18 protein-coding genes are annotated in these 21630 nt (G+C 43.4%); 12 read left to right on the top strand and 6 right to left on the bottom strand.

The genetic code is table 11. From position 1 onward, the window contains the following. Positions 1-95: 95 nt before the first annotated feature. Positions 96-1946 (bottom strand): protein-disulfide reductase DsbD, encoded by a 1851-nt coding sequence (locus AB4160_RS09715; RefSeq protein WP_102439569.1) that lies wholly within the window; start codon positions 1944-1946, stop codon positions 96-98. Beyond that, positions 1943-2266: a divalent-cation tolerance protein CutA gene (gene cutA / locus AB4160_RS09720; RefSeq protein WP_102439568.1), complete on the bottom strand. Its 324-nt coding sequence runs from the start codon at positions 2264-2266 to the stop codon at positions 1943-1945. The genes AB4160_RS09715 and cutA overlap by 4 nt, the downstream gene beginning before the upstream one ends. Before the next feature lie 236 nt (positions 2267-2502). Here cutA and AB4160_RS09725 point away from each other — a divergent pair, with 236 nt between their 5' ends. Beyond that, positions 2503-3108 carry an FxsA family protein gene (locus tag AB4160_RS09725; protein WP_102439583.1) on the top strand — a complete coding sequence of 202 codons (606 nt, stop codon included), beginning with the start codon at positions 2503-2505 and terminating at the stop codon, positions 3106-3108. Positions 3109-3198: 90 nt separating this feature from the next. Here the strand turns inward: AB4160_RS09725 and AB4160_RS09730 are convergent, their stop codons facing one another. Together AB4160_RS09730 and AB4160_RS09735 are read right to left on the bottom strand one after the other, a co-directional pair. After that, complete coding sequence (locus tag AB4160_RS09730) at positions 3199-3567, bottom strand: hypothetical protein (RefSeq protein WP_372004391.1); 369 nt, start codon at positions 3565-3567, stop codon at positions 3199-3201. 26 nt (positions 3568-3593) lie between these two features. Then, a complete protein-coding gene (locus AB4160_RS09735; protein WP_102475480.1) occupies positions 3594-4973 on the bottom strand; it encodes an MATE family efflux transporter in 1380 nt (459 codons plus the stop codon). A 225-nt stretch (positions 4974-5198) separates the two neighbouring features. Between AB4160_RS09735 and AB4160_RS09740 the strand changes: the two genes are divergently transcribed. The 5 genes from AB4160_RS09740 to AB4160_RS09760 all read left to right on the top strand — a co-directional run bounded on the left by AB4160_RS09740 (position 5199) and on the right by AB4160_RS09760 (position 11003). Further along, a complete protein-coding gene (locus AB4160_RS09740) occupies positions 5199-5489 on the top strand; it encodes a co-chaperone GroES (RefSeq protein WP_076538652.1) in 291 nt (96 codons plus the stop codon). A 51-nt stretch (positions 5490-5540) separates the two neighbouring features. Beyond that, positions 5541-7181, top strand: coding sequence for a chaperonin GroEL (groL, locus tag AB4160_RS09745; RefSeq protein WP_372004394.1), 1641 nt, complete (start codon positions 5541-5543; stop codon positions 7179-7181). A 195-nt stretch (positions 7182-7376) separates the two neighbouring features. Next, a complete protein-coding gene (locus tag AB4160_RS09750) occupies positions 7377-8186 on the top strand; it encodes a zinc metallopeptidase (RefSeq protein ID WP_372004396.1) in 810 nt (269 codons plus the stop codon). Between the two features lie 233 nt (positions 8187-8419). After that, entirely contained in the window at positions 8420-9400 is a 981-nt protein-coding gene (locus AB4160_RS09755; protein ID WP_102439306.1) for a helix-turn-helix domain-containing protein, read from the top strand. A gap of 301 nt (positions 9401-9701) precedes the next feature. Next, a complete protein-coding gene (locus AB4160_RS09760) occupies positions 9702-11003 on the top strand; it encodes an anaerobic C4-dicarboxylate transporter (protein ID WP_102475487.1) in 1302 nt (433 codons plus the stop codon). Between the two features lie 159 nt (positions 11004-11162). Here AB4160_RS09760 and AB4160_RS09765 read toward each other — a convergent pair whose 3' ends face one another. Then, on the bottom strand, positions 11163-11654 hold the full coding sequence (locus AB4160_RS09765) for a TIGR00645 family protein (RefSeq protein WP_102439310.1): 492 nt from the start codon (positions 11652-11654) through the stop codon (positions 11163-11165). Between the two features lie 270 nt (positions 11655-11924). Between AB4160_RS09765 and AB4160_RS09770 the strand changes: the two genes are divergently transcribed. From AB4160_RS09770 to AB4160_RS09785, 4 genes are all read left to right on the top strand, one after another. Next, positions 11925-13250 (top strand): aminotransferase class V-fold PLP-dependent enzyme, encoded by a 1326-nt coding sequence (locus AB4160_RS09770; protein ID WP_102520474.1) that lies wholly within the window; start codon positions 11925-11927, stop codon positions 13248-13250. 306 nt (positions 13251-13556) lie between these two features. Then, positions 13557-13982 carry a septal ring lytic transglycosylase RlpA family protein gene (locus tag AB4160_RS09775; RefSeq protein ID WP_102439325.1) on the top strand — a complete coding sequence of 142 codons (426 nt, stop codon included), beginning with the start codon at positions 13557-13559 and terminating at the stop codon, positions 13980-13982. A gap of 632 nt (positions 13983-14614) precedes the next feature. Then, on the top strand, positions 14615-15532 hold the full coding sequence (locus AB4160_RS09780) for an alpha/beta fold hydrolase (protein ID WP_372004400.1): 918 nt from the start codon (positions 14615-14617) through the stop codon (positions 15530-15532). A gap of 361 nt (positions 15533-15893) precedes the next feature. Continuing rightward, positions 15894-16256, top strand: a complete 363-nt coding sequence (locus AB4160_RS09785; RefSeq protein ID WP_303411797.1) for a hypothetical protein — start codon at positions 15894-15896, stop codon at positions 16254-16256. 132 nt (positions 16257-16388) lie between these two features. Here the strand turns inward: AB4160_RS09785 and AB4160_RS09790 are convergent, their stop codons facing one another. Continuing rightward, positions 16389-17684, bottom strand: coding sequence for an amidohydrolase family protein (locus tag AB4160_RS09790; RefSeq protein ID WP_372004402.1), 1296 nt, complete (start codon positions 17682-17684; stop codon positions 16389-16391). Positions 17685-17947: 263 nt separating this feature from the next. Here AB4160_RS09790 and AB4160_RS09795 point away from each other — a divergent pair, with 263 nt between their 5' ends. Beyond that, positions 17948-19492 carry an NAD(P)H-hydrate dehydratase gene (locus tag AB4160_RS09795; protein ID WP_372004405.1) on the top strand — a complete coding sequence of 515 codons (1545 nt, stop codon included), beginning with the start codon at positions 17948-17950 and terminating at the stop codon, positions 19490-19492. A gap of 550 nt (positions 19493-20042) precedes the next feature. Next, on the top strand, positions 20043-21533 hold the full coding sequence (locus tag AB4160_RS09800; protein ID WP_102439316.1) for a lytic polysaccharide monooxygenase: 1491 nt from the start codon (positions 20043-20045) through the stop codon (positions 21531-21533). Positions 21534-21630 lie beyond the last annotated feature (97 nt).

Below are 21630 nucleotides of genomic sequence, written 5' to 3' on the forward strand. Positions count from 1 at the left end.
GAATCAACTTGGTATTAAAAAATAGCTCAGGATTAAAAAAATGGCCAATCTAATAAATAAATTGACCATTTTCAATATCTTAGTTGAGAATAAATTTATTTATTCAGCAATAAATCCAAGTGCTCAGCAAAGGGTTTAGGCCCCATAAAGCCGGTTACGCGTAAATCTTCACGCTGATTGCCATTTTCATCGAACATTAATAGGGTCGGTAAGCCTAATACGTTGAAGTGCTCAAGCAGTTCAATATCAATGGCATCACTTTTAGTGACATCGGCTTGCAGTAACACCATTTGATCTAAACGCTCTAATACTATTGGATTAGCAAAGGTAATCGCCTCAAACTCTTTACAGGCCACACACCAGTCAGCGTATAAATCTAGCATCACGGTTTTACCGCTAAGGCTGGCTTTATCTAGCTCAACTTCTAAGTCTTCTAGTGACTTAATTTGAATGAATAACTCACCATGGCTAATTTGCTTGCTTTGGTTAGTCTCATTGCTGATTGATGGCGCCTGATGGCCCAATGCAGTCATTACCGCTTGGAAACCATAAGAGAAACTGGCGAGTAAAGTCAGCGTCAGTATGATGCCACGGGTGGTTTGCTTCCAGTTAAACTCTGATAGTTTGTTCTGGTGTATGAGGTAGCCCGTTAAGCAAATCCCCCAAATTGACCACAATACATCAGATACCAGTCCTGGCCAGATGCGGCCAATCATCACGATTGAGACAGAAATCAGCAAGAAGCCAAAAATGGTCTTAATGATATCCATCCATGCACCGGCGCGCGGCAGTAATTTACCACCAGAAGTACCAATGATCAGTAATGGCACCCCCATACCCATGCTTAATACATACAGCGCCAAGAAGCCCTGTAGTAAGTCGCCACTTTGGGCCACATAAATCAGCGCACCAGACAGCGGCGCAGTGGTACAAGGCGACGCCACTAAACCTGAAATAACGCCCATAAAGAACACCCCAACAAGGTTGCCACCTTTTTGGTTATTCGACAGGGTATTCATCTTGTCTTGGAATTTGCCCGGCAGGCGTAATTCATACATACCAAACATAGATAAACTCAGCAGTACAAACATTACCGCTAAGAAAATCAAAATAGCAGGATGTTGCAATGCCGCTTGAAATTTCATGCCCGCAGAGGCAACCACTAAACCTAATAATGAATAGGTAATCGCCATACCTTGAACGTAGGCCATTGATAGTGTGAAGGCTTTAGCGGTAGATAACTTTTTCCCTTGCCCCACAATAATCCCTGACAAAATCGGGTACATAGGAAACACACAAGGGGTTAAGGCTAAACCAATACCTAAACCAAAGAAGATAACTAAGGTCCACATTAAGCTATCGTTGGCCAGCATTTGGCTTAAGCTGTCTTGTTGGGTGATAGGCGTTGTCGCATTGCTTGCGGTTGCTGGTTCAGCTTGAGCTGGCACATCACCAATAATGGCTTTTTTGCCCTTTACCTTGCCATCGTTAGCAGCAACAGCATCTAGCTTAACATCACGTTTGGTAGGCGGATAACACAGCTTGCCTTCAGCGCAACCCATAAAGGTCACTTGTACTAGGCTGCCTTGGGCGGCTTCTTTAAGGGCTAACGGCAGCTCAACAAAGGTGTAATACACTTCTTGTTCGCCAAAATATTCATCGTTATGAACCTTGCCTCGGGGTAGGTCTATATCGCCAATCACTGCGCCGTCGGCAGAAAACTGCAACTTGTCACGGTACATGTAATAACCATCGGCAATCACAAAGCTAATGGCTAATTGATTATCTTTTTGCTGATAATCAAATACAAAAGCCTCTTCAACAGGCATTAACTCTGGCTCGCCCTGAAGGAAGCTGAACTTATTACTGCTAAAAATGCCTTCACTGTGAGCTAATGGCGTTAGCAGGAGTAAAGAGGTAAAAATAAGCGCAAATATTTTTTTCATGATTGGGAAGTTTCTTCTATCCATTTTAAATAATTTGGCAAGCCTTGAGTAATAGGCATAGCGATTAATTCAGGTACTTCATAGGGATGCTGTTGGATCACTATTTGTTGAATTGCATCATAATTTTTAGCAATACATTTTATGTGTAAAGCGACTTCACTACTATGACAGACCTCATCATCCCACACATAAACTGACTCTATTTGTGGAATTAATTGCACACAAGCAGCCGCTTTAGTTTCCACTAGCGTTGATGCAATGCGTTTTGCACTGGCGTTATCAGGGCAAGTTGTTATAACTAATAAGTAAGTTGCTGGCATTGGAATGCTATCATCTATTGGTTGCCTTAAAGTTAGCTTAAGCTTAATAACATAAACTGCGGTTTATCTTTATTGTTGTTGCTAATGTTATGTTTATCGCGATTTCAATAGTGCAATACTGTACGTTTTTTCGTAAGCGCTTGCATTAGTCATTGATGATAATCGTGACACGTCTTGAATTAAGACCGGATAACCCCCATTTAGTTTTCATAGCCAGTGAAAAAATTGAGGCCCACATGTTATTTATTTTATTGTTTGTATTTATTATCGTTCCGACCATTGAGTTGTCAGTATTAATTTCTGTGGGCGATGTGCTTGGCACCTGGAATACCATCGCATTAGTGTTTTTCACTGCGATTGTGGGAGTATCACTAGTGCGCAGCCAAGGCTTAAGCACCTTAATGTCAGTGCAATCTAAGCTTGAGCGCGGTGAAGCGCCGGGTAAAGAAATTGTCGAAGGCATGATGCTCGCCGCGGCAGGCTTACTGTTATTGTTTCCGGGCTTTGTGACTGACTTTATCGGTTTGTTATTGCTAACCCCAATCACTCGCTCACCGATTGCCAGCTATATCTTTAAACGTATGCAAATGCGCGTGGTTGCTGGTGGCGGTTTTCAGGGCGGCTTTGGTCCACAAGGTCAACCAGGCCAAAATCCATTTGGGCAAAATGGCCCATTTAACCAAGGCGGCAATACCTTTGACGGTGATTTTGAACGCAAATTTGATCCAAATGATTTAACCCCTGAAACCCATCAGGTAGAAATTAAAGATATCACCCCACAGGATGAGCCTCGCGCAGATAGTGAGCAAAAGGGCGAGCAAGATAAGCCCAAAAAAGACTAATTGTTAGCTTGGTGACTCAATGAAAAAACGCTAGCAAGACTAGCGTTTTTTATGGCTCAAATAATTCAGCTGCTTGTTTACGGCATTAACTTAAGGTGCGAGAGTCGAATCCTTTGAAGGTTTGTCTAGCTGCTCAGCCATCCAATACGCGCTAACCGTACTCCCAACCCAGCAAATAAATAACACCCAAGTGGCCATCGATACTGAAGGGGGTAAATCAAGGGTCACGCTGTCGTGCACTGCGGCATAAAGACTGTTGAAGTCCAGCGCAATATTTCCCGCGACAATATCATCAGCCGCCGCTTGAGCGCGCTGCATCAGCACGGTCATGATGGCGCATAAACTGATAAAACAAGCCAGAATAATGCCCCAACCTATGGCTTTTTTACCTATGTATAAGTGCCCTGTACCCGGGCACACAAAAGCTGACAATAGCGCGGCGTTGATTGATCTTTTCATTGTGTATTAACCCTTGTGCATCCCTGTTAATTTATGGTGTTAATTGACTTAGTGGCCGTTGACGCGGTAACGGACTCTGGCTCAGTGATCCGACTGGCCATCACATAGCAGGCAATGCCCATAATGGTATTGGTTATTGGCAGCGCAATTAATAAACCTTTTACCCCGCCAAAGTATAAGCCAATGGCCGCCAATGGCAGCATTAAAATAAACAGCCTGACTAAGTTAATCACTAACGACTGGATCGGTCTATGGTAGGCATTTAAACAAGTGGCGAAGATAATCACCACTGCTAATGGCCCATAGGCTGCGGGTAAGGCTTTAATATAAAAGCTCAACCAATCGATCACCACAGCATCATTACTGAATAACTGCGCAATAAAATCAGCACTCAAAAAGATAGGCAGATACAGTAAGGTTTGCAGCACAAGAGCAAACCGCAGTGACAGCATCATGGCATCTTTAGCCCGCTGATGTTGCCCCGCCCCCAAGTTTTGCCCCACAAACGGCATTAAACTGGAGTTAAGGGCCATGATCCCCAAAATAAATAAGGTTTCTAAGCGCACCCCTGCACCATAAGCCGCCACCGCAGCTTGATCGACTCTGGCAAGCATGGCCAAAATAATGCCGTTGGCAATAGGGTTAATCATATTCATTAAAGCCGCAGGGCGGGCAATATGCCCCAGCTTGCACCAGTTTTTGATAATCCGGTGCTTACTTAATTTGGTGAAGACCAAAATTTGTTTTTTGAATACCAAGATATACACAGCCACAGAGGCTGAAAATAACCAGGATATTGAAGTGGCAATGGCTGCGCCTTGAATACCCAGCTCAGGGAAAGGCCCAAGACCAAAAATAAGTAAAGGGTCGAGTATAAGGTTGATAATTGCTGCCACCGACATAATGATCGCAGGGGAGTAAGTATCACCGGTGGCGCGAATGCCTTGATTGCCCACCATCAATAACACCAATAATGGCGCCCCTAAAAACCACACCAGCATATAATCATGAATAAGTGGCAAACTTAACTCATTAGCGCCCAGTAGGGTGAATAGCGGGTCAATGGCCATAATCCCGATGCACACTAACGCGCTCACCAATAAAAATGTTAGCAACAAGGCATCAAACAAAAACGCTTTAGCTTGGGGTTGATTACCTGCGCCAATTAAGCGGGCGAGGTTAGTGGAAACCGCCGCGCCAATGCCAATGGCAATACTGGAAAAAATAATCGCCACCGGAAACGTAAAACTTACCGCAGCTAATGATTCAGTGCCCAAAAGACTGATGAAATATGTATCTATAAGGCTGCCACCATAAATGGTGAGAATACCGATAAGGTTGGGGAGGCTCATATTGAATAGCACACGACCTATTGGTGCGTTAAGCAACCCATGTTTATCTTTCATCTATCTCGACTTAAACACGAAAACGGGAGCCAAATTCTAGCAGCATTCAAGATGGTTTAAATATTAGCAGCCACAAATTTTACAATTAAATCGCAGTTTTTTTTAAAATACACTTGGAACTGTCAACATCGACCCCCATATATCATTCATCAAAGGGGTAATGCCCTTATCATTTTGTTAAAACCGCCTCGTTTTAGGGCACCAAATCATTAGGAGAGTCCGTAGATGAATATTCGTCCATTACATGACCGCGTAATCGTTAAACGTTTAGAAGTTGAATCAAAATCAGCTGGTGGCATTGTATTAACTGGTAGCGCTGCAGAAGTATCAACTCGTGGTGAAATCCTAGCAGTAGGCAATGGTCGCATTTTAGAAAACGGTGAAGTTAAAGCCCTTGACGTTAAAGTTGGCGACGTAGTGATTTTCAACGAAGGTTACGGCGTGAAAAAAGAAAAGATTGATGGTGAAGAAGTCCTTATCTTATCTGAGTCAGACCTAATGGCTGTTGTAGGTTAATTTTAAACATTAACCCTTTGCAATCATCAACAAATTTGAAGGAACATAACAATGTCAGCAAAAGAAGTATTATTTGGTAGTGACGGTCGCGTTAAAATGCTTAACGGCGTCAACATTCTTGCTAACGCAGTAAAAGTAACATTAGGCCCAAAAGGTCGTAACGTCGTTTTAGACAAAAGCTTTGGCTCACCGCTAATCACTAAAGATGGTGTATCGGTAGCGAAAGAAATCGAACTAGAAGACAAGTTCGAAAACATGGGCGCACAAATGGTGAAAGAAGTTGCTTCTAAAGCCAATGATGCTGCTGGTGACGGTACAACTACTGCAACCGTATTAGCACAATCAATTGTGGTTGAAGGCCTTAAAGCAGTCGCTGCTGGCATGAACCCAATGGATCTTAAGCGTGGTATCGACAAAGCAGTTATTGCAGCCGTTGCTGAGCTTAAAGCACTTTCGCAAGAATGTGCAGATTCTAAAGCCATTGCTCAAGTAGGTACTATCTCTGCTAACTCTGATGAATCAATCGGTGAAATCATTGCAACAGCAATGGAAAAAGTAGGCAAAGAAGGCGTTATTACCGTTGAAGAAGGCCAAGCCCTTGAAAACGAATTAGATGTTGTAGAAGGTATGCAGTTTGACCGCGGTTACCTTTCTCCTTACTTCATCAACAAAGCTGAAACAGGCAGCGTTGAGTTAGATTCTCCTTTCATCTTATTAGTTGATAAGAAAATCTCTAACATCCGTGAATTATTACCAATCCTTGAAGGTCTAGCTAAAACAGGTAAGCCACTGCTTATTGTTGCAGAAGACGTTGAAGGCGAAGCATTAGCAACATTAGTTGTCAACAACATGCGCGGTATCGTTAAAGTAGCTGCTGTTAAAGCACCTGGCTTTGGTGACCGTCGTAAAGCAATGCTACAAGATATCGCTATCCTAACTGGCGGTACTGTTATCGCTGAAGAAATCGGTCTAGAACTTGAAAAAGCAGCCCTAGAAGACTTAGGTACAGCAAAACGTGTTGTTATCACTAAAGACAGCACCACCATCATCGATGGTAACGGCGAGCAAGCGCAAATCTCTGGCCGTGTTTCGCAAATCAAACAACAAGTTGAAGAGTCAACATCTGACTACGACAAAGAAAAACTTCAAGAGCGTATGGCAAAACTTGCTGGCGGTGTTGCAGTAATCAAAGTTGGCGCAGCAACAGAAGTTGAAATGAAAGAGAAAAAAGCCCGTGTTGAAGATGCATTACATGCAACACGTGCAGCAGTAGAAGAAGGTGTGGTTCCTGGCGGTGGGGTTGCACTAGTACGTGTAGCGTCTAAGATTTCTGAAGTTGAAGTGATCAACGAAGACCAAAAGCACGGCGTAATCATCGCACTACGTGCAATGGAAGCACCACTTCGTCAAATCGCAACCAACGCAGGTGAAGAAGCCTCAGTTGTGGCGAACACAGTTAAAAATGGCACAGGTAACTTCGGTTACAATGCCGGTAACGACACTTACGGTGACATGCTAGAAATGGGTATTCTTGACCCAACTAAAGTAACTCGTAGTGCACTACAGTTTGCCGCATCAATTGCAGGTCTAATGATCACAACTGAAGCAATGGTAGCGGAAATTCCACAAGACGCTGCAGCGCCAGATATGGGCGGTATGGGTGGTATGGGCGGAATGGGCGGCATGATGTAATCTAGCTTGTCTAAATTGGTGATAACTGCGTTGCTTCACCACTCGTTTAGCGTACTAAACGTCGTGGTAAAGCGCCTTGTTCTAACCTATTTATACAGCGCTATATGCACTGCTGATCTGAAGCCTAAAAGCTAAAGCCAAACTTCTTGTAAAAGAATTGAAAGCCCCGATACCTAACGGTATCGGGGCTTTTTAGTGGCTTTAAATTTTGTTATAAAATACTTATTTTTTGCAGGCGACTACACGCATCCACAGTTAATGGCTTTGAGTAAAAGCCGTGAGAGTTATACCAAGGTTTATGGCATACTGGGTTTCATGCTATGGGTCATTCTAATTATTGTCATTGCGGGCTGTGTATTCTTGCCTGGCTTGTGGGTCAAGCACATCATGAGCAAGTACCAACAGCCCACTGATCGTTACCGTCATCAAGGTAGCGGTGGTGAACTTGCTCGCCATATTCTAGATCGTTTTGGCCTACATGACGTTAAGGTTGAAGAGACGCCTGACGGCGATCATTATGATCCCGGGGCTAAGGCTGTTCGCCTTACGCCGGATAACTATGCCGGTCACTCCCTGACGGCTGTGACTGTCGCCGCCCACGAGGTTGGGCATGCGCTTCAGGATTCTCGCGGCGAGTCTTTGTTTTTGATGCGACAGAGGCTGGCTAGAACCGCTATGGTCGGTGAGCGTATTGCCGGCATAATGATGTTCGCGGCGCCAGTGGTCTTAATGCTCACCCGTATACCACAGGCTGGCGCGTTGACCATTTTGATCGGCGTGCTGTCGATGGGGTTGAGCACTGTTGTGCATCTGGTGACCTTGCCGGTGGAGTTTGACGCCAGTTATGGCAAGGCGCTGCCCATACTCAAAGAGGGCAATTACCTGCACGACGGTGACCTAAAGCATGCGGAGAAGATTCTCAAAGCGGCGGCGCTGACCTACGTGGCTGGCTCGTTAGCAAGCTTGCTCAATCTTGGCCGCTGGATAGCGGTGCTGCGTCGCTAATAGAATAAGTGGGGATTCGTCAGGGTCAGAGTAAATTTTTTTCAAATTCATTCCTTGCTTCATAGCCTAAACTCAATCGCTAATTTAGCGATTAGATACAAAAAATTGCTGAAATATGGCTTAATAATCAATAACGCAACTGCTGGTTGACAGAATAACAAGCTGGCTTGCTAGTGAGCAACTGCCTGATTTCTTATGCTTGCTGCTCAATTATTGATTAAAAGGACTCACTAATGATACTTGCAGATAAGATTATTAGATTAAGGAAGAAACTGGGCTGGTCGCAGGAAGAGTTGGCGGAGAAAATGAATGTTTCTCGTCAGTCTGTTTCTAAATGGGAAGGGGCAAATAGCATTCCTGATTTAAATAAAATCATTATGCTTTCACAGATTTTTGATGTGTCTACAGACTTCTTACTAAAGGACGAGAACGAGGAATTTGAAGTTGCTACTGAAGCCAAAGAACTAGGCATTAACCATATTACCCTAGAGCAAGCGACTGAGTATGTTGAGCATAAAATCGCAATGACGAATCTTGTTTCTAAAGGCGTGGTTTTGTGTGTGTGTTCTGCAATGCCGTTGTTTTTCTTTATGGCTATGGCGGAAACGAATCGATTTAACATGACGGGTGATATAGCAGCGGCATTGGGTATTGTGAGTGTGTTGATTTTGGTGTCAGTTGGAGTGAGCTTTTTTATCAAGACAAACCAATATCAAGATGAAATAGCGGCGATAGAAGATGAACCATTTGAACTCGCTTATGGTGTTCACAGCGTGTTTCATGAAAAGCGTAAACAGTTTAGGCCAGCTTATAATTTGCGCTTATCTGTAGGTATTTTCTGTTTTATTGTTAGCTTTGTTCCGCTGCTGTGCGTGAGTATTTTTTCTTTTGAGCAAGACATTGTTTTATTAATGATAGATGTACTGCTTTTTATTATTGCGGTTGGTCTATTCATTATTTTACCGGTTTCTGCAAAATATGATGCCTATAGCAATGTATTGAAAGAAGCCGTTAAAGAGACAGAGACAACTAGACGTACTAAACGAGCCGAGAAGTTGGCTGGATTTTATTGGCCCTTGCTCATTGCTATCTATCTTGGCTGGAGCTTTTGGACAATGGCTTGGGGCATCACTTGGATTATTTGGCCTGTTGGTGCAGTGCTGTTTGCCGCACTCGTTGGCTTGATGGAATTACTTCACAAAGACACGCCTTAATTAATACGTGGGAAATAAGACGTGTGAAATCAGGGTGCGAAGTTAATGCGCCGAAAGAAACTCGGAGTAAATCGCCAAGCGATTTTTTTGCGAACAAAGAGTGCTTAGATTGCTAGGCGGCAATTCACTCGCCGCGCTTAATCGGTTTTATCTCGAACAAAACTCAACCCGCAATGAACAACACGCCCTAGTTAACACTTCCGGTTTTTTATTCTGTTAGTTGAGGTTTTATTGATTTAATCATCCATTGCTTATATTGGTTTTGCAGTAAAGTGCGCGCAATTATGGCTTGGGAGGATTTATGGTAACAATTGAGTTAGTGGTGGTATTGGCTGCCATTTTTATCGGCGCACGAATCGGCGGCATTGGTATTGGCTTTGCTGGTGGTTTGGGTGTGTTGGTGTTAACTCTTGGCTTAGGGATGACCCCAGGCACCATTCCTATTGATGTGATTTTGATTATTATGTCGGTCATCGCGGCTATTGCGGCGATGCAAGTTGCGGGTGGTTTGCAATATTTGGTGAATATCGCTGAGCGTGTTTTACGTAAAAATCCTAAGCAGGTGACTTTTTTAGCTCCGATTGTCACTTACACCATGACACTGTTTGCAGGTACGGGACATACCGCGTTTTCTACTTTACCTGTTATCGCTGAGGTGGCGAAAGAGCAGGGCATTCGTCCCTCACGGCCATTAAGTATTGCAGTTGTTGCCTCTCAAATTGCCATTACCGCCTCACCTATTTCCGCTGCGGTTGTGCTAATGAGCGGCATGCTTGAAAGCAAAGGCGTGGGCTATATCAGCTTATTGATGATTTGTATTCCCGCTACTTTTATTGCTTGTATGGTCGGCGCTTTTGTTGCCCAATTTATGGGTAAAGAGTTGAAAGATGACCCCGTTTATCAAGACCGTTTAGCTCATGGCTTAGTGAGCAAACGCGAGGTGAACAGCACTGAGTTACCAGCAGGGGCTAAGCGTTCGGTGATGGTTTTTCTGGTAGCAATTGTGGCAGTGGTGTTTTACGCCACCGCGATTAGTGATGCTGTAGGTCTTATTGATAATCCGACATTGCCGCGAAATGAAGCGATTATGGTGTTTATGCTAACGGCAGCCACGGCGATTACGCTGTTTTGTAAAGTGGATACAGCTGAGGTGCTTAATGCGGCGACCTTTAAATCGGGCATGAGTGCGTGTATTTGTGTATTAGGTGTTGCGTGGCTAGGTGACACCTTTGTTGCTGGGCATTTAGAAGAGATTAAAGCGCTATCGGGTGGCTTGCTAGAAGAGCATTCGTGGATGTTGGCGATCATTTTGTTTTTAGCGAGCATGTTGTTGTACTCGCAAGCCGCAACCACAGCGGCGTTAATGCCATCGGCATTTATGCTAGGGGTTAGCCCTGAGGCTGCTATTGCTTCTTTTGCTGCGGTGAGTGCCTTATTTGTATTGCCAACTTATCCAACCTTGTTGGCGGCTGTTGAAATGGATGACACAGGTTCTACCCGTATTGGCCAGTGGGTATTTAACCATCCTTTTGTGGTACCCGGTGTGGTGACGATTGTTAGCTCGGTGATGATTGGATTTGTATTAGCTGAGATTATTTTGTAGGTGTATTTATTGTCTGCTTAAGGCGTTTCTTTGGATCAATAATGCAGCATGCTTTCAGGTGTCAGCTTTAATGCCGACAAACTGCAAGCCGAAAAAAGCCCCGATGCTTAACCGTATCGAGGCTTTTTTTTATTTGGATTTGCAACTTAAGGTCAGCAGCTACTTTGTGCGACTAATTTTATCCAAGTAGCCCATGGCAAAGGCCGATAATACAAAGGTAATGTGGATCAGTAAGTACCACATGATTTTGTCGTTATCGATATTTTCGGCATTCATAAAAACTTTAAGTAAATGAATTGACGATATGGCCACAATTGATGCGGCTACCTTGTTTTTAAGTGAGCCTGAATCCATTTTTCCAAGCCAACTTAGTTTGTCACTGTTTTCGCCCACATCTAGCTGTGAAACGAAGTTTTCATAGCCTGAAAACATCACCATCACCAGAAGGCCGCCCACTAAAGTGATATCGATTAGCGATAGTGTAATCAGGATCAGGTCAACTTCTTTCATCTCAAAAATCATCGGTAGGATGTGAAAAATCTCTTGAAAGAACTTGATACCTAACGCAAATAGGACCAGGCTTAAACCTAAATAAATCGGTGCCATGATCCAGCGTGATGCATACATTAATTTTTCAAACACTTTTTCCATATATAGTTAACCTTTCAGATAAAAAACGCTGCAATCAATCAAGTTGATGATTGTTAAATCAAAACAGAGTGCACTTTAACTGTGCTTACCTATACTAGCAAGCGAGATCATCTCCCCACTTACCCAACTTGTACATTATCAAACAGGCTTAATCATGTTTAAGACTGACTTTTCGGCGCCGCAGTGACACTTGCGGTCAATTAATAGACACTCCTGCATTCGGTTGCTACTTTTTATTAACGGTACACAGCGATTAATAAAGAGTTGTCTATGTTACGTCGTAATTTTTTAAGTCGAATGGGTTTAGCCTTAGCTGGAAGTGTCATTGGGACAAGCATAGGCAATGCAGCTGATGCCGCTGCTGAGGGCAATAAAGCAGCGTTAATGCCTGATAATATCAATGCTGGAGATTGGACTGCGCTGCGACAGCTTTTCCCCTTAACTGACGATTACATTCACCTTTCTACCTTTTTGTTGGCTTCTCACCCTAAACCTGTGGCAGATGAAATTGAGCGACACCGCAAAGGCTTAGATGCCAATCCTTCAGATTATTGGCATAAACACTTTGAAACCATTGATGGAAAAATATCCGCTGCGGCAGCAAGCTATATGGGTGGTGAAGCCGAACAAATTGCCCTCACTGACAGTACAACGATGGGGTTATCTTTGGTATACAGCGGGCTTAAATTACGCCCTAATGATGAAGTAGTGCAAACCGTACACGATCATTACTCTACCGATCTGTCTTTAAAACTGCGTGCAGAAAGAACAGGGGCTAACGTGCGCCGTATTACGTTATATGACACCCCTGCCACAGTGACAAGCTTGCAAGTTATCGATAACTTGGCAAAGGCCATTAATCAAAAGACTAAGGTGGTGGCTGTGACTTGGGTTCACTCTTCCACTGGGGTTAAATTACCTATCCGCGCTATGGCAGATGTGATTGCCAAAGCCAACAGCTCACGTTCTGAAGCTGATAAAATCCTCTTTTGTGTCGATGGCGTACATGGCTTTGGCATCGAGGATGTTGATGTGAGTACATTAGGCTGTGATTTTTTTATTGCTGGCACTCATAAGTGGATCTTTGGCCCACGTGGCACTGGCATTATATGGGGCTCAAAGCGCGGCTGGAATAACTGCAGCGCAGTGATCCCAAGTTTCAGCCTATCCTACGATGTGTGGCTAGGTAATAGCACCCAAGCGCAAGTACCAATGGGTGAACATATGTCACCAGGAGGCTTTCACTCCTTTGAACATCGTTGGGCATTACCCGCTGCGTTTGAGCTTCATTTACGCTTGGGTAAAGCCAATGTGCAACAGCGTATTCATCAGCTCAATACCCAAACCAAGCAAGGCTTGGCAAAAATGTCACATGTCACCTTGTATACGCCAATGGCCACTGAACTATCATCGGGGCTGGTGTGTTTTGATGTCGATGGTTTGTCACCGCAACAGGTGGTAGAGCATATGCACACTAAGGGCATCATTATGAGCTCGACGCCTTATCGTGACTCATACGCGCGTTTTGCGCCGAGCTTAATTAATAACGAAGCCGAGATTGATAAAGCACTCTCTGAGATACAAGCGTTGGCATAAGGTTTTGCTTTTAAAAAGTGTCATAAGTGCAAGTCAGTGTAATAACGGGGGGGGCAGAATCCACGGTTGCTAGCGAGCCATAACATATAGGCTCCAGCAGCTACTACATGAACAAGGGAGTGAACATGAGCAGGGTTTATGTGATGCTGCGCTTGCTATGGTGGTGTTATAAGTCATCTTGAGTGACAGCTTAAATGTTCTCATCTACACTGCAGGCTAAGGTTAGCGAGTTGTCTGAGAGCATTTTGTGCTTACAAGACAGCGAATAAAATGAAGCATTATTTTAAAGAGCGAGTAGTAAACACAATGATTAAATTTAAGCTTATGTTTAGTGTGTTACTCCTTGCTATGGCAACAGGCTGTTCATCACGAGTGCCCATCGATGCTTCTAAAACAACACAATATTCAACATCTCATGTGCTAGCAGGGCAAGCTTCTTGGTATGGCAGTAAATTTCACGGCAGACTGACGGCAAGTGGTGAAAAATACAATATGAGAGCCTATACTGCAGCCCATAAAACCTTGCCATTTGGCACTATAGTGAGGGTGACCAATACCGGCAATAATAAAAGCATCGATGTAAAAATTAACGATCGCGGCCCATTTGTTAAAGGCCGAGTGATCGATCTTTCTCAAAAAGCGTTTCAACAAATAGCCAGTAGCGATCAAGGGATTGTAGCGATCAAAATTGACATTCTAGACGACAGTAATACCTTTAGATACAAACATTAACCTTGCCATCGCGAGCCACTATTTGACTCTGTTTAACTAGGCTCAACATCTTAGTTAATCTCTCTGTTCTTTATGACCTATCTCGCGTCATTTGTTTAAAGCTCTTCTCTTTAGCATTCAACATTTAGCATTTAGCATTTAGCATTTAGCATTTAGCATAGCCTATCAAAATAGGTTTTTTAGCTGACTAAATCGAGATTGCTGAGTCCGCACTTATGCGCTTATGCCACCCAATATGTTGGGCATCGGCAAACTGTGTAATAACTTCTTCTTATAAATCGCCCTAAAAACGATCAAACGCTTGAAATAACAGTAAAAAGCCTGATAGGCGAACGCCTTGTACATTTAGTTTTCTTACAGTATTTACATAATTGTCGATAGTTCTTTTCATCTTCATAAAATTAGAGTTATTATTCTAATTTGTATGGGGTGTAACCGCGTTACTGATTAATCAGCTTAAAAATACACTAGATCTTGGCTGCGAATAGCTATGTTTAGTTAGCGCTGCGGTATCTGTCAGCAATTGCTGATGCATTTAACTCGGTATAAAAATTTTTAACGGTATTAATTGATAAAAGCGCAAACGCCAGCAGGGTGTTTGTAGATGTACTTCAACATAAAAATGGATATGTATGAAAAAAATAATAATTAGGATCTTAGTGATCGTACTGGTTGTACTTTCTCCCATTCTGTATCTCGCAGGCACATTTGTTTTTACAGGCCCGATGCCAGATGATGAATTTCAGCAACAACTACCTACGATAGTAAAAAACCTTGAAGTAAAAATGGATGGTGAGGGTGAAGAGACCATAGTCATGATCCACGGTTATCCTGATAGTTTAGAGCTGTGGGACAAGCAAGTTGAATATTTAAAGCAAGACTATCGGATTGCTCGATTTACTTTGCCGGGGTTCGAGCTAGAAGATAATGGCCAAAGACCCGATTACAATATTCAGCAAATTCGCATGATTATGGATGCCTTTATCGAAAGTTTAGATAGAGATAAAGTGACTGTACTCGCTCATGACTGGGGCGCGTCTTATGCTTCACATTATCTTGCGCAAAATGACTTGGTCGACAGACTTATTCTTTTAGACATTGGCAGCTATGGTAACGAAAAATCACCAAGCATTAATGTTAAATACACCTTTGCCCTTGCGCTTGCTTGGGTTTTACCTGAATTTCTCGGTGAAAAATTAACGCTTTTTACTGCGGAAAACATATTAAAACTTGAACAGAATGTAGACGCGAATAAAAAAGTGGCTAATTTACGTTCTGATGCGCGTATGACTTACCCATACTGGCATTTATGGAACGCTATTTTATCAAAAGATTTACCCCAACGTGTTGCGGTGGAAGATTTTGGCACGCCTTTTCTTTTCATCTATGGCAAAGATAAGAATGTGTGGTTCCATGGTAAAGAGTGGTTGCAACAGGTTGTCGATTTGAATAAGGGTCAGGTTGAAGTGGTACCGGGCGGTCACTGGTTTATGGAGTCTTCTGCTGACTTAGTGAATCAAACTGTCGATGATTGGATACGTGCTAAGTAAAAATAATAGTAATTGGTTAGCTATCACTAAGCCGATAGCGCCAGTAACTTAGTCACTGTGTTAAGAAAGGGGATACTTGTTGAGAGTATCCCCTTTTTTAGCATTTAGCCTGCGTCGATGCTGATACTTAGGTGGATTTAAATTTTGTTAAAACGTGCAGCTGGGATCTTGCGGCTTTATATCAGCGTTTTAGTTAACCTTGTGACCGCGCTTTAAAAGCGTAATTTCGTTTTAAGATAAAACTCAGTTAAGTTAATTACAATGGATGACGATATAAACTATTGTCATAAATTGAACACTTAAAGAGGGTTTTATTATCAAAGATAATCACAGTTCAAACTCGTCTAGCCGTAAGCCTTGGGTGACTCTCGGCGTTATTGTATCCATAGTGATATTGTTTGCGGTGGTGTTTAATGTCATGCCCAAAGGGTTTAAAACCACCCATGAACAAATTGGCACAGGTAAGCCTGCATTTGTATTTGTTTATGATCCCAACCTTGCGGTGAGCAATAGCCAAACTGAACAAATGAATGAGGCTCGCGATCAGATTAGTGAGCAAGCGTTTTTTTTGATCGCCAGAATAGGCACCCCAGAGGGTGATCAATTGATTGCCAAATACCGTGCTAGCCCTGCTGAAGTGCTATTGTTTGATCCCGCTGGTAACTTGGTTAAACGCCAGTATGCATTGAGAACGGCTGCAGAGTTAATGCAGTGGGTTAACTAAATCAACTAGTAAGCTAAAGTAAGGCTTAAATCAGCCTTATTTTTACATATTAAAAAGCCTTGATAGCAAACACTATCAAGGCTTTGTTGTTTCTAGCGAGTCATTTGGCTTTATTAGCTAAACCTTACTGGTTTACTGCTTATAGACTTGACCGTCTTTCATCACAAAGGTCACGTTTTCCATTAAGCTGATATTGCTGAGCGGATCGCCATCAACGGCAATAATGTCAGCTAAAAAACCTGCTTTAATCTGCCCGAGGTTGTCTTGCTTGAGTAAAGCGGCGCTATTGATGGTCGCAGCTTGTAAGGCTTGGGCTGGGGTCATACCAAATGTCACCATACGTGAGAACTGCTTACCGTTATCACCATGGGGGTAAATTGCCGCATCTGAGCCAAATACCATGTTAGCACCAGCTTTTACCGCTGCTCTAAAGCTATCTCGCTGGGCTTGCGATACTAACTTTTCTTTATTGATGTTTGCTTCAGGTACACCATTAGCTGCGCCATAGGCGAGGGTGTATTCAGTGTTGTAGATATCACAAGAAAGGTAAGTACCAGCCTTTACAGCCATTTTTATTGCTTCTTTATCCATGAAACTACAATGTTCGATACTATCGACGCCCGCTCTGATCGATGCTTTAATACCGCTAGTGCCATGGGCATGGGAGGCAACCACTAAGCCACGCATGTGGGCTTCATCAACGGCTGATTTTATTTCTTCATAAGTTAGCTGTTGCACGCCGACTTTAGTGCCCTTAGAAAATACCCCGCCAGTGGCACACACTTTAATCGCATTAGCGCCATACTTGATATTTTCACGTACTTTAGCGCGCACAGCCCAAGGTCCATCAGCGACCCCTTGCGATTTTGATTTTTTTTCTGGGGATGAAAAGTTATCGTCGCAATGCCCGCCTGTAATACTAATCGGATGGCCAACAGCCCAAATTCTTGGCCCTGCAATTTCACCGGCATTAATGCCGTCGCGGGTGGCAATAACGGCGTAACCTGCAGCGCCTAAGTCCCGCACCGTGGTAAAGCCTGCCATTAAGGTTTTTTCGGCATTTTTAACCGCTTTAACGGTTTGGCGTGGAATAGAATAATTTTGCGAGGCTAAAAAATTATCCTCGGCATCACCGCTAAGGTGAACATGCATATCCATCATCCCAGGAAGTAAGGTTTTACCGCTTAAATCGATAAGCTTGTAATCATTATCTGTAGTGATTTTGGCTTGTTGGGTGACTTGGGTTATTTGATTGCCATTAATGACAATGGCCACGTCATTAATGGTTTTACCTTTTACTACATCGACGTATGCATCAGCGATTAATAAGGTTTGTTGTGCCAGTGCGGGCAGGCTTAGCGTCAGCGATATTGCCGCTGCTAAGCTGAATTTTGTTAGACCTTTTAATTGTTTATTTGGCTTTACCATCTGCGTGGTTTTCCTGTTTATTGTAGGTATAAGTAAGCGAGAAAACCATCATACGACAATTGTTAAGCTAGTGTTAATGCTTAAGGCGATTGAATTGTAATGACTAATGTAGAAAATTATTGCCACATCTATTGTTGATAGTTATTGCCACCCCCCGCTTTATATTGATGGCAAATATCTGCCTAATCCCGTGTGCAGTAGTTTTGTGCTGCCATACTTCTTGTATAGTTAATACTAGCTTTCGCATTCAAGGTAAGGTTTATATGGCCACTCTTTCTGACAATGACTTAATGGCTCAGCTAAAAGATCATTTATACGATCACTTAGAGGATCATTTAGCGGATCACTTTGAAAAAAGCGCAGTGGTGTTATCAGCGCAGGCAGTAAGAGACGCCGAGCAGTATTGGGCATCAAGCCATAACAATAGTACTTGGCCCTTGATGGTTAAGGCTGCTAGCAGTTTTGTGCAGCGCTTTGGCAGCGCTTTTAATACATCGCAAGCAATATTGGTGGTTGTGGGTCAGGGCAACAATGGTGGTGATGGTTATTACATCGCCAAATTGTTACTGCAACAGGGGAAAAATGTCGTGGTTTATGCGCCTTTTGGCGCGCCCAAAGCGGGCATCGATGCGCAGCAAGCCATGAATGAATTTTTAGCGGCTGGTGGTAGTGTTCATACCACTAAACCTAGCGCATCTTATCCGATCATTATTGATGCGCTATTTGGCAGTGGTTTAACCCGAACACTATCTGCTGCGGCGATAAAGGTTATTGATGACATTAATCAGAGTGCTGAGCAGGTTTACGCGGTTGATGTGCCCAGCGGTTTAAATGCCGATAGCGGCCAGCCTGAGCCGATTTGCGTTAATGCCACTGCCACCCATAGCTTTATTGCTTATAAGCCGGGGCAACTCACTGCATATGGGCCAGCATCTTGTGGGGCACTGTCGTTAGACTCTTTAGGGCTTGAGCCTATTGCTGGTACAACAAAAGAGAATTGGCGCTACGATCCAAGGGTAAATATGCTGCCATCACGCAGGGGTAATACCCATAAAAGTCATCATGGTAATGTCAGCGTTATTGCAGGTCTTGGCAATATGGCTGGCGCTGGCATTATTGCTAGCCGCGCAGCCTTAAATGCTGGCGCTGGGCGGGTATTTTTACAGTGTGAGCCAAGCCATTTTGTCGCCTGCTTAAGCCAATCTCCTGAGATTATGTTTTCTGATAGTACCGAAAACACCTTAAAGCAAAACGCCGTGCTGGTGGTGGGCCCAGGTCTTGGCCGCGGCCAACAAGCGCAGCAAATCATGCAAACGCTATTAACCCTTCAACCCAACTCTGGCGTTGATAATAAACGCAGCCTCGGGGTGTTAGATGCGGATGCGCTGCGTTATTTGGCAAAGCATCAGCAAACGGTAACGCCTTGGGTGCTAACTCCCCATGAGGCAGAGGCCGCTGGCTTGTTGGGCATATCTGCCACTGAAGTTACAAACGATCGCGTTGCCGCTGCGCTGGCACTACATAAAAAATATCAAGCAGTCGTGGTATTAAAAGGGGCTGGCACACTAGTCGCCCATCAAGGTGGAGTCAATTTTTGCCATTCTGGCTCAGCAGCTATGGCCACGCCCGGTATGGGGGATTGTTTAGCGGGTATTATTGCTGCGCTTATTGCACAAGGCTTGTCGGCGGTTGATGCGGCTATTACAGGGGTGAACTGGCATGCCACACTAGGCCATCAACTTGGCCAAACTCAGCGAGTGGTACTGGCCAGTGATATTTGCCAGCAGCTGAAATTAGGCCGTCATTAACTCACAATAGCGTAGTGGTTTTAGTATTTATTTGCTGTAGCGCTGTGAACTTAGGCTGTCTAAACAAATTCTAATGCTGAATAAATATGCATTTGGATGCAAATGGAAGTGGTCGGATGAGTGCCTAATTGGCCACCAATAATCTTAACATTCAAAGATCAATTATTTGGCGCTAGTTGTCTGTGACTAAAGGCGCGAACCTAATACATTATAAATTGATGCTAAGACGATATTGTAAAACACTGGCTTAACTAAGCCATATAAGTGTTTGTGGGTGATTGGCGGCAGCTGTTGATTATTTCTACGCTCCCTATCGTCAATTATATGACAAGTCAAATATTTATTAAATTTGTTAACTCGTTTTAATCTTGAGTCTATATTGCTGTAAATAATAGTTTTTTTGACGTGCTGTCGTTTTATTGGCTCTGTTGTCTTATGGTTTTTTTTAATTATGATGTAGCGCGAACAGACCACTGTTGGTTATTTATATTCATCCATTATCGCCCTTGAGTCTGCAGTCTTCTTTTACGTCATAACTAGAGATATTTACATGAAAACCAATAAGTTTTTCGGTGCCGTCGCTGCTGTGTCAGCAATGTACATCTTAATACCTAATCAAAGTGCTCATGCCCATGGTTGGGCTGAATTTCCTGAAGCAAGACAATCAATTTGTTACGAGCAAGGTGGCTTGTGGAGTGGCACACCACCTAATGCGGCTTGTGCACAAGCCAAAGCGATTTCTGGTACTTATCCATTTATTCAGCGTAATGAATTTGCCATTAATATTCCTGCACCGACATACAATGATATGGAAGTGGTAAAAGCGGCTATCCCTGATGGCAGCTTATGTTATGCCAATGACGCTCAAAAAAGCGGTATGGGTGCTGAGCATTCACAGTGGACCCGCACTGAATTGCCAACTGGTACTTTTGAGTACGTGTTTAATGCAACCGCGCCTCACAACCCTTCATTCTGGCAGTTTTATTTAACCAAGCCTGGTGTTGATGTGTCTAAGCCACTTAAATGGGATGACTTAGAGTTAATCCAAGAGTACGGCAATGTTGCTGTGGATGCCGATAAAAAGTACCGCATGGACATTGCGATCCCAGCCGATCGTTCAGGCGATGCGATTTTGTTTACTCGCTGGCAGCGAGATGACACCGTTGGTGAAGGATTCTATAACTGTAGTGACATTACCATTTCAGGTGATTCACCGGTTGATCCAGAACCAAGCGAGCCATACTTAGAGCAAGGCGATGCCTTTATTCCTGCTGATATCAGCCTTAATACCCCTCAGCTTGGTGAGTCGGTTAATTATAAAGTCTTTAGTGACAATGGTGATATTCACTCTAGCTTTTCGTTAGAAATTACCGCTGACAATCAACTCGATTGGGATCGCTTATTAGCCTCACAAGTCAACGGTTATTACGAGACTCAATATAGCGGTAACGTGTTTATTGGCCGTTGGCATGCAGAAATGAATCACTATATGTATTTCAGAAATGAGCTACATAATAACTTCTTTAATGCCAGTAATGGACAGGCTTATGGAGAGTTCAGTATCACAGCAAACAATGAGTTTGTTGAAGCTGTGATTACGCCAACAGTGTTAAAAGAAATTACTAACGCTAGCGTTACCCATGGTGAGTACGTGGTATTAACGCCAGCAAGCAGCAAAGGCGATATTGAACAAATCTCTTGGGTGCAAGTGGCAGGTTTGCCGATTGAAACCGCTATTGGTCAAAATGATGAGCTAATTATCAACACTGTTTTGCTTGAGAATGTCGCCCAAGAAGTCAGTTTTGAGCTTACTGTTTCAGGTCAAGGCGAAGAAGATAAAACGGTTTATAGTTTTACTATTACCCCAACTGACGTAGAACCAGGACCAAGCCCTGAGCCATTGCCTGGAGAGCAATGGAGTGCATCTGCTGTTTATAATGGCGGTGAAAAGGTGATGCATAATAACCAAGAGTGGACTGCTCAGTGGTGGACTCAAGGTGAAGAGCCTGGTACTACAGGTGAGTGGGGCGTGTGGCGTTAATAGCCCTCATGCTTGTTTGCTAAGGTTTTAAACATAATCGCAGTAAACCCTAACGGCCAATCATTGATTGGCCGTTTTTTTATGCGATTACTAAAAT

It is taken from the genome of Shewanella sp. 10N.286.51.B8 (assembly GCF_041469325.1).
Classification (GTDB): Bacteria; Pseudomonadota; Gammaproteobacteria; order Enterobacterales; family Shewanellaceae; genus Shewanella.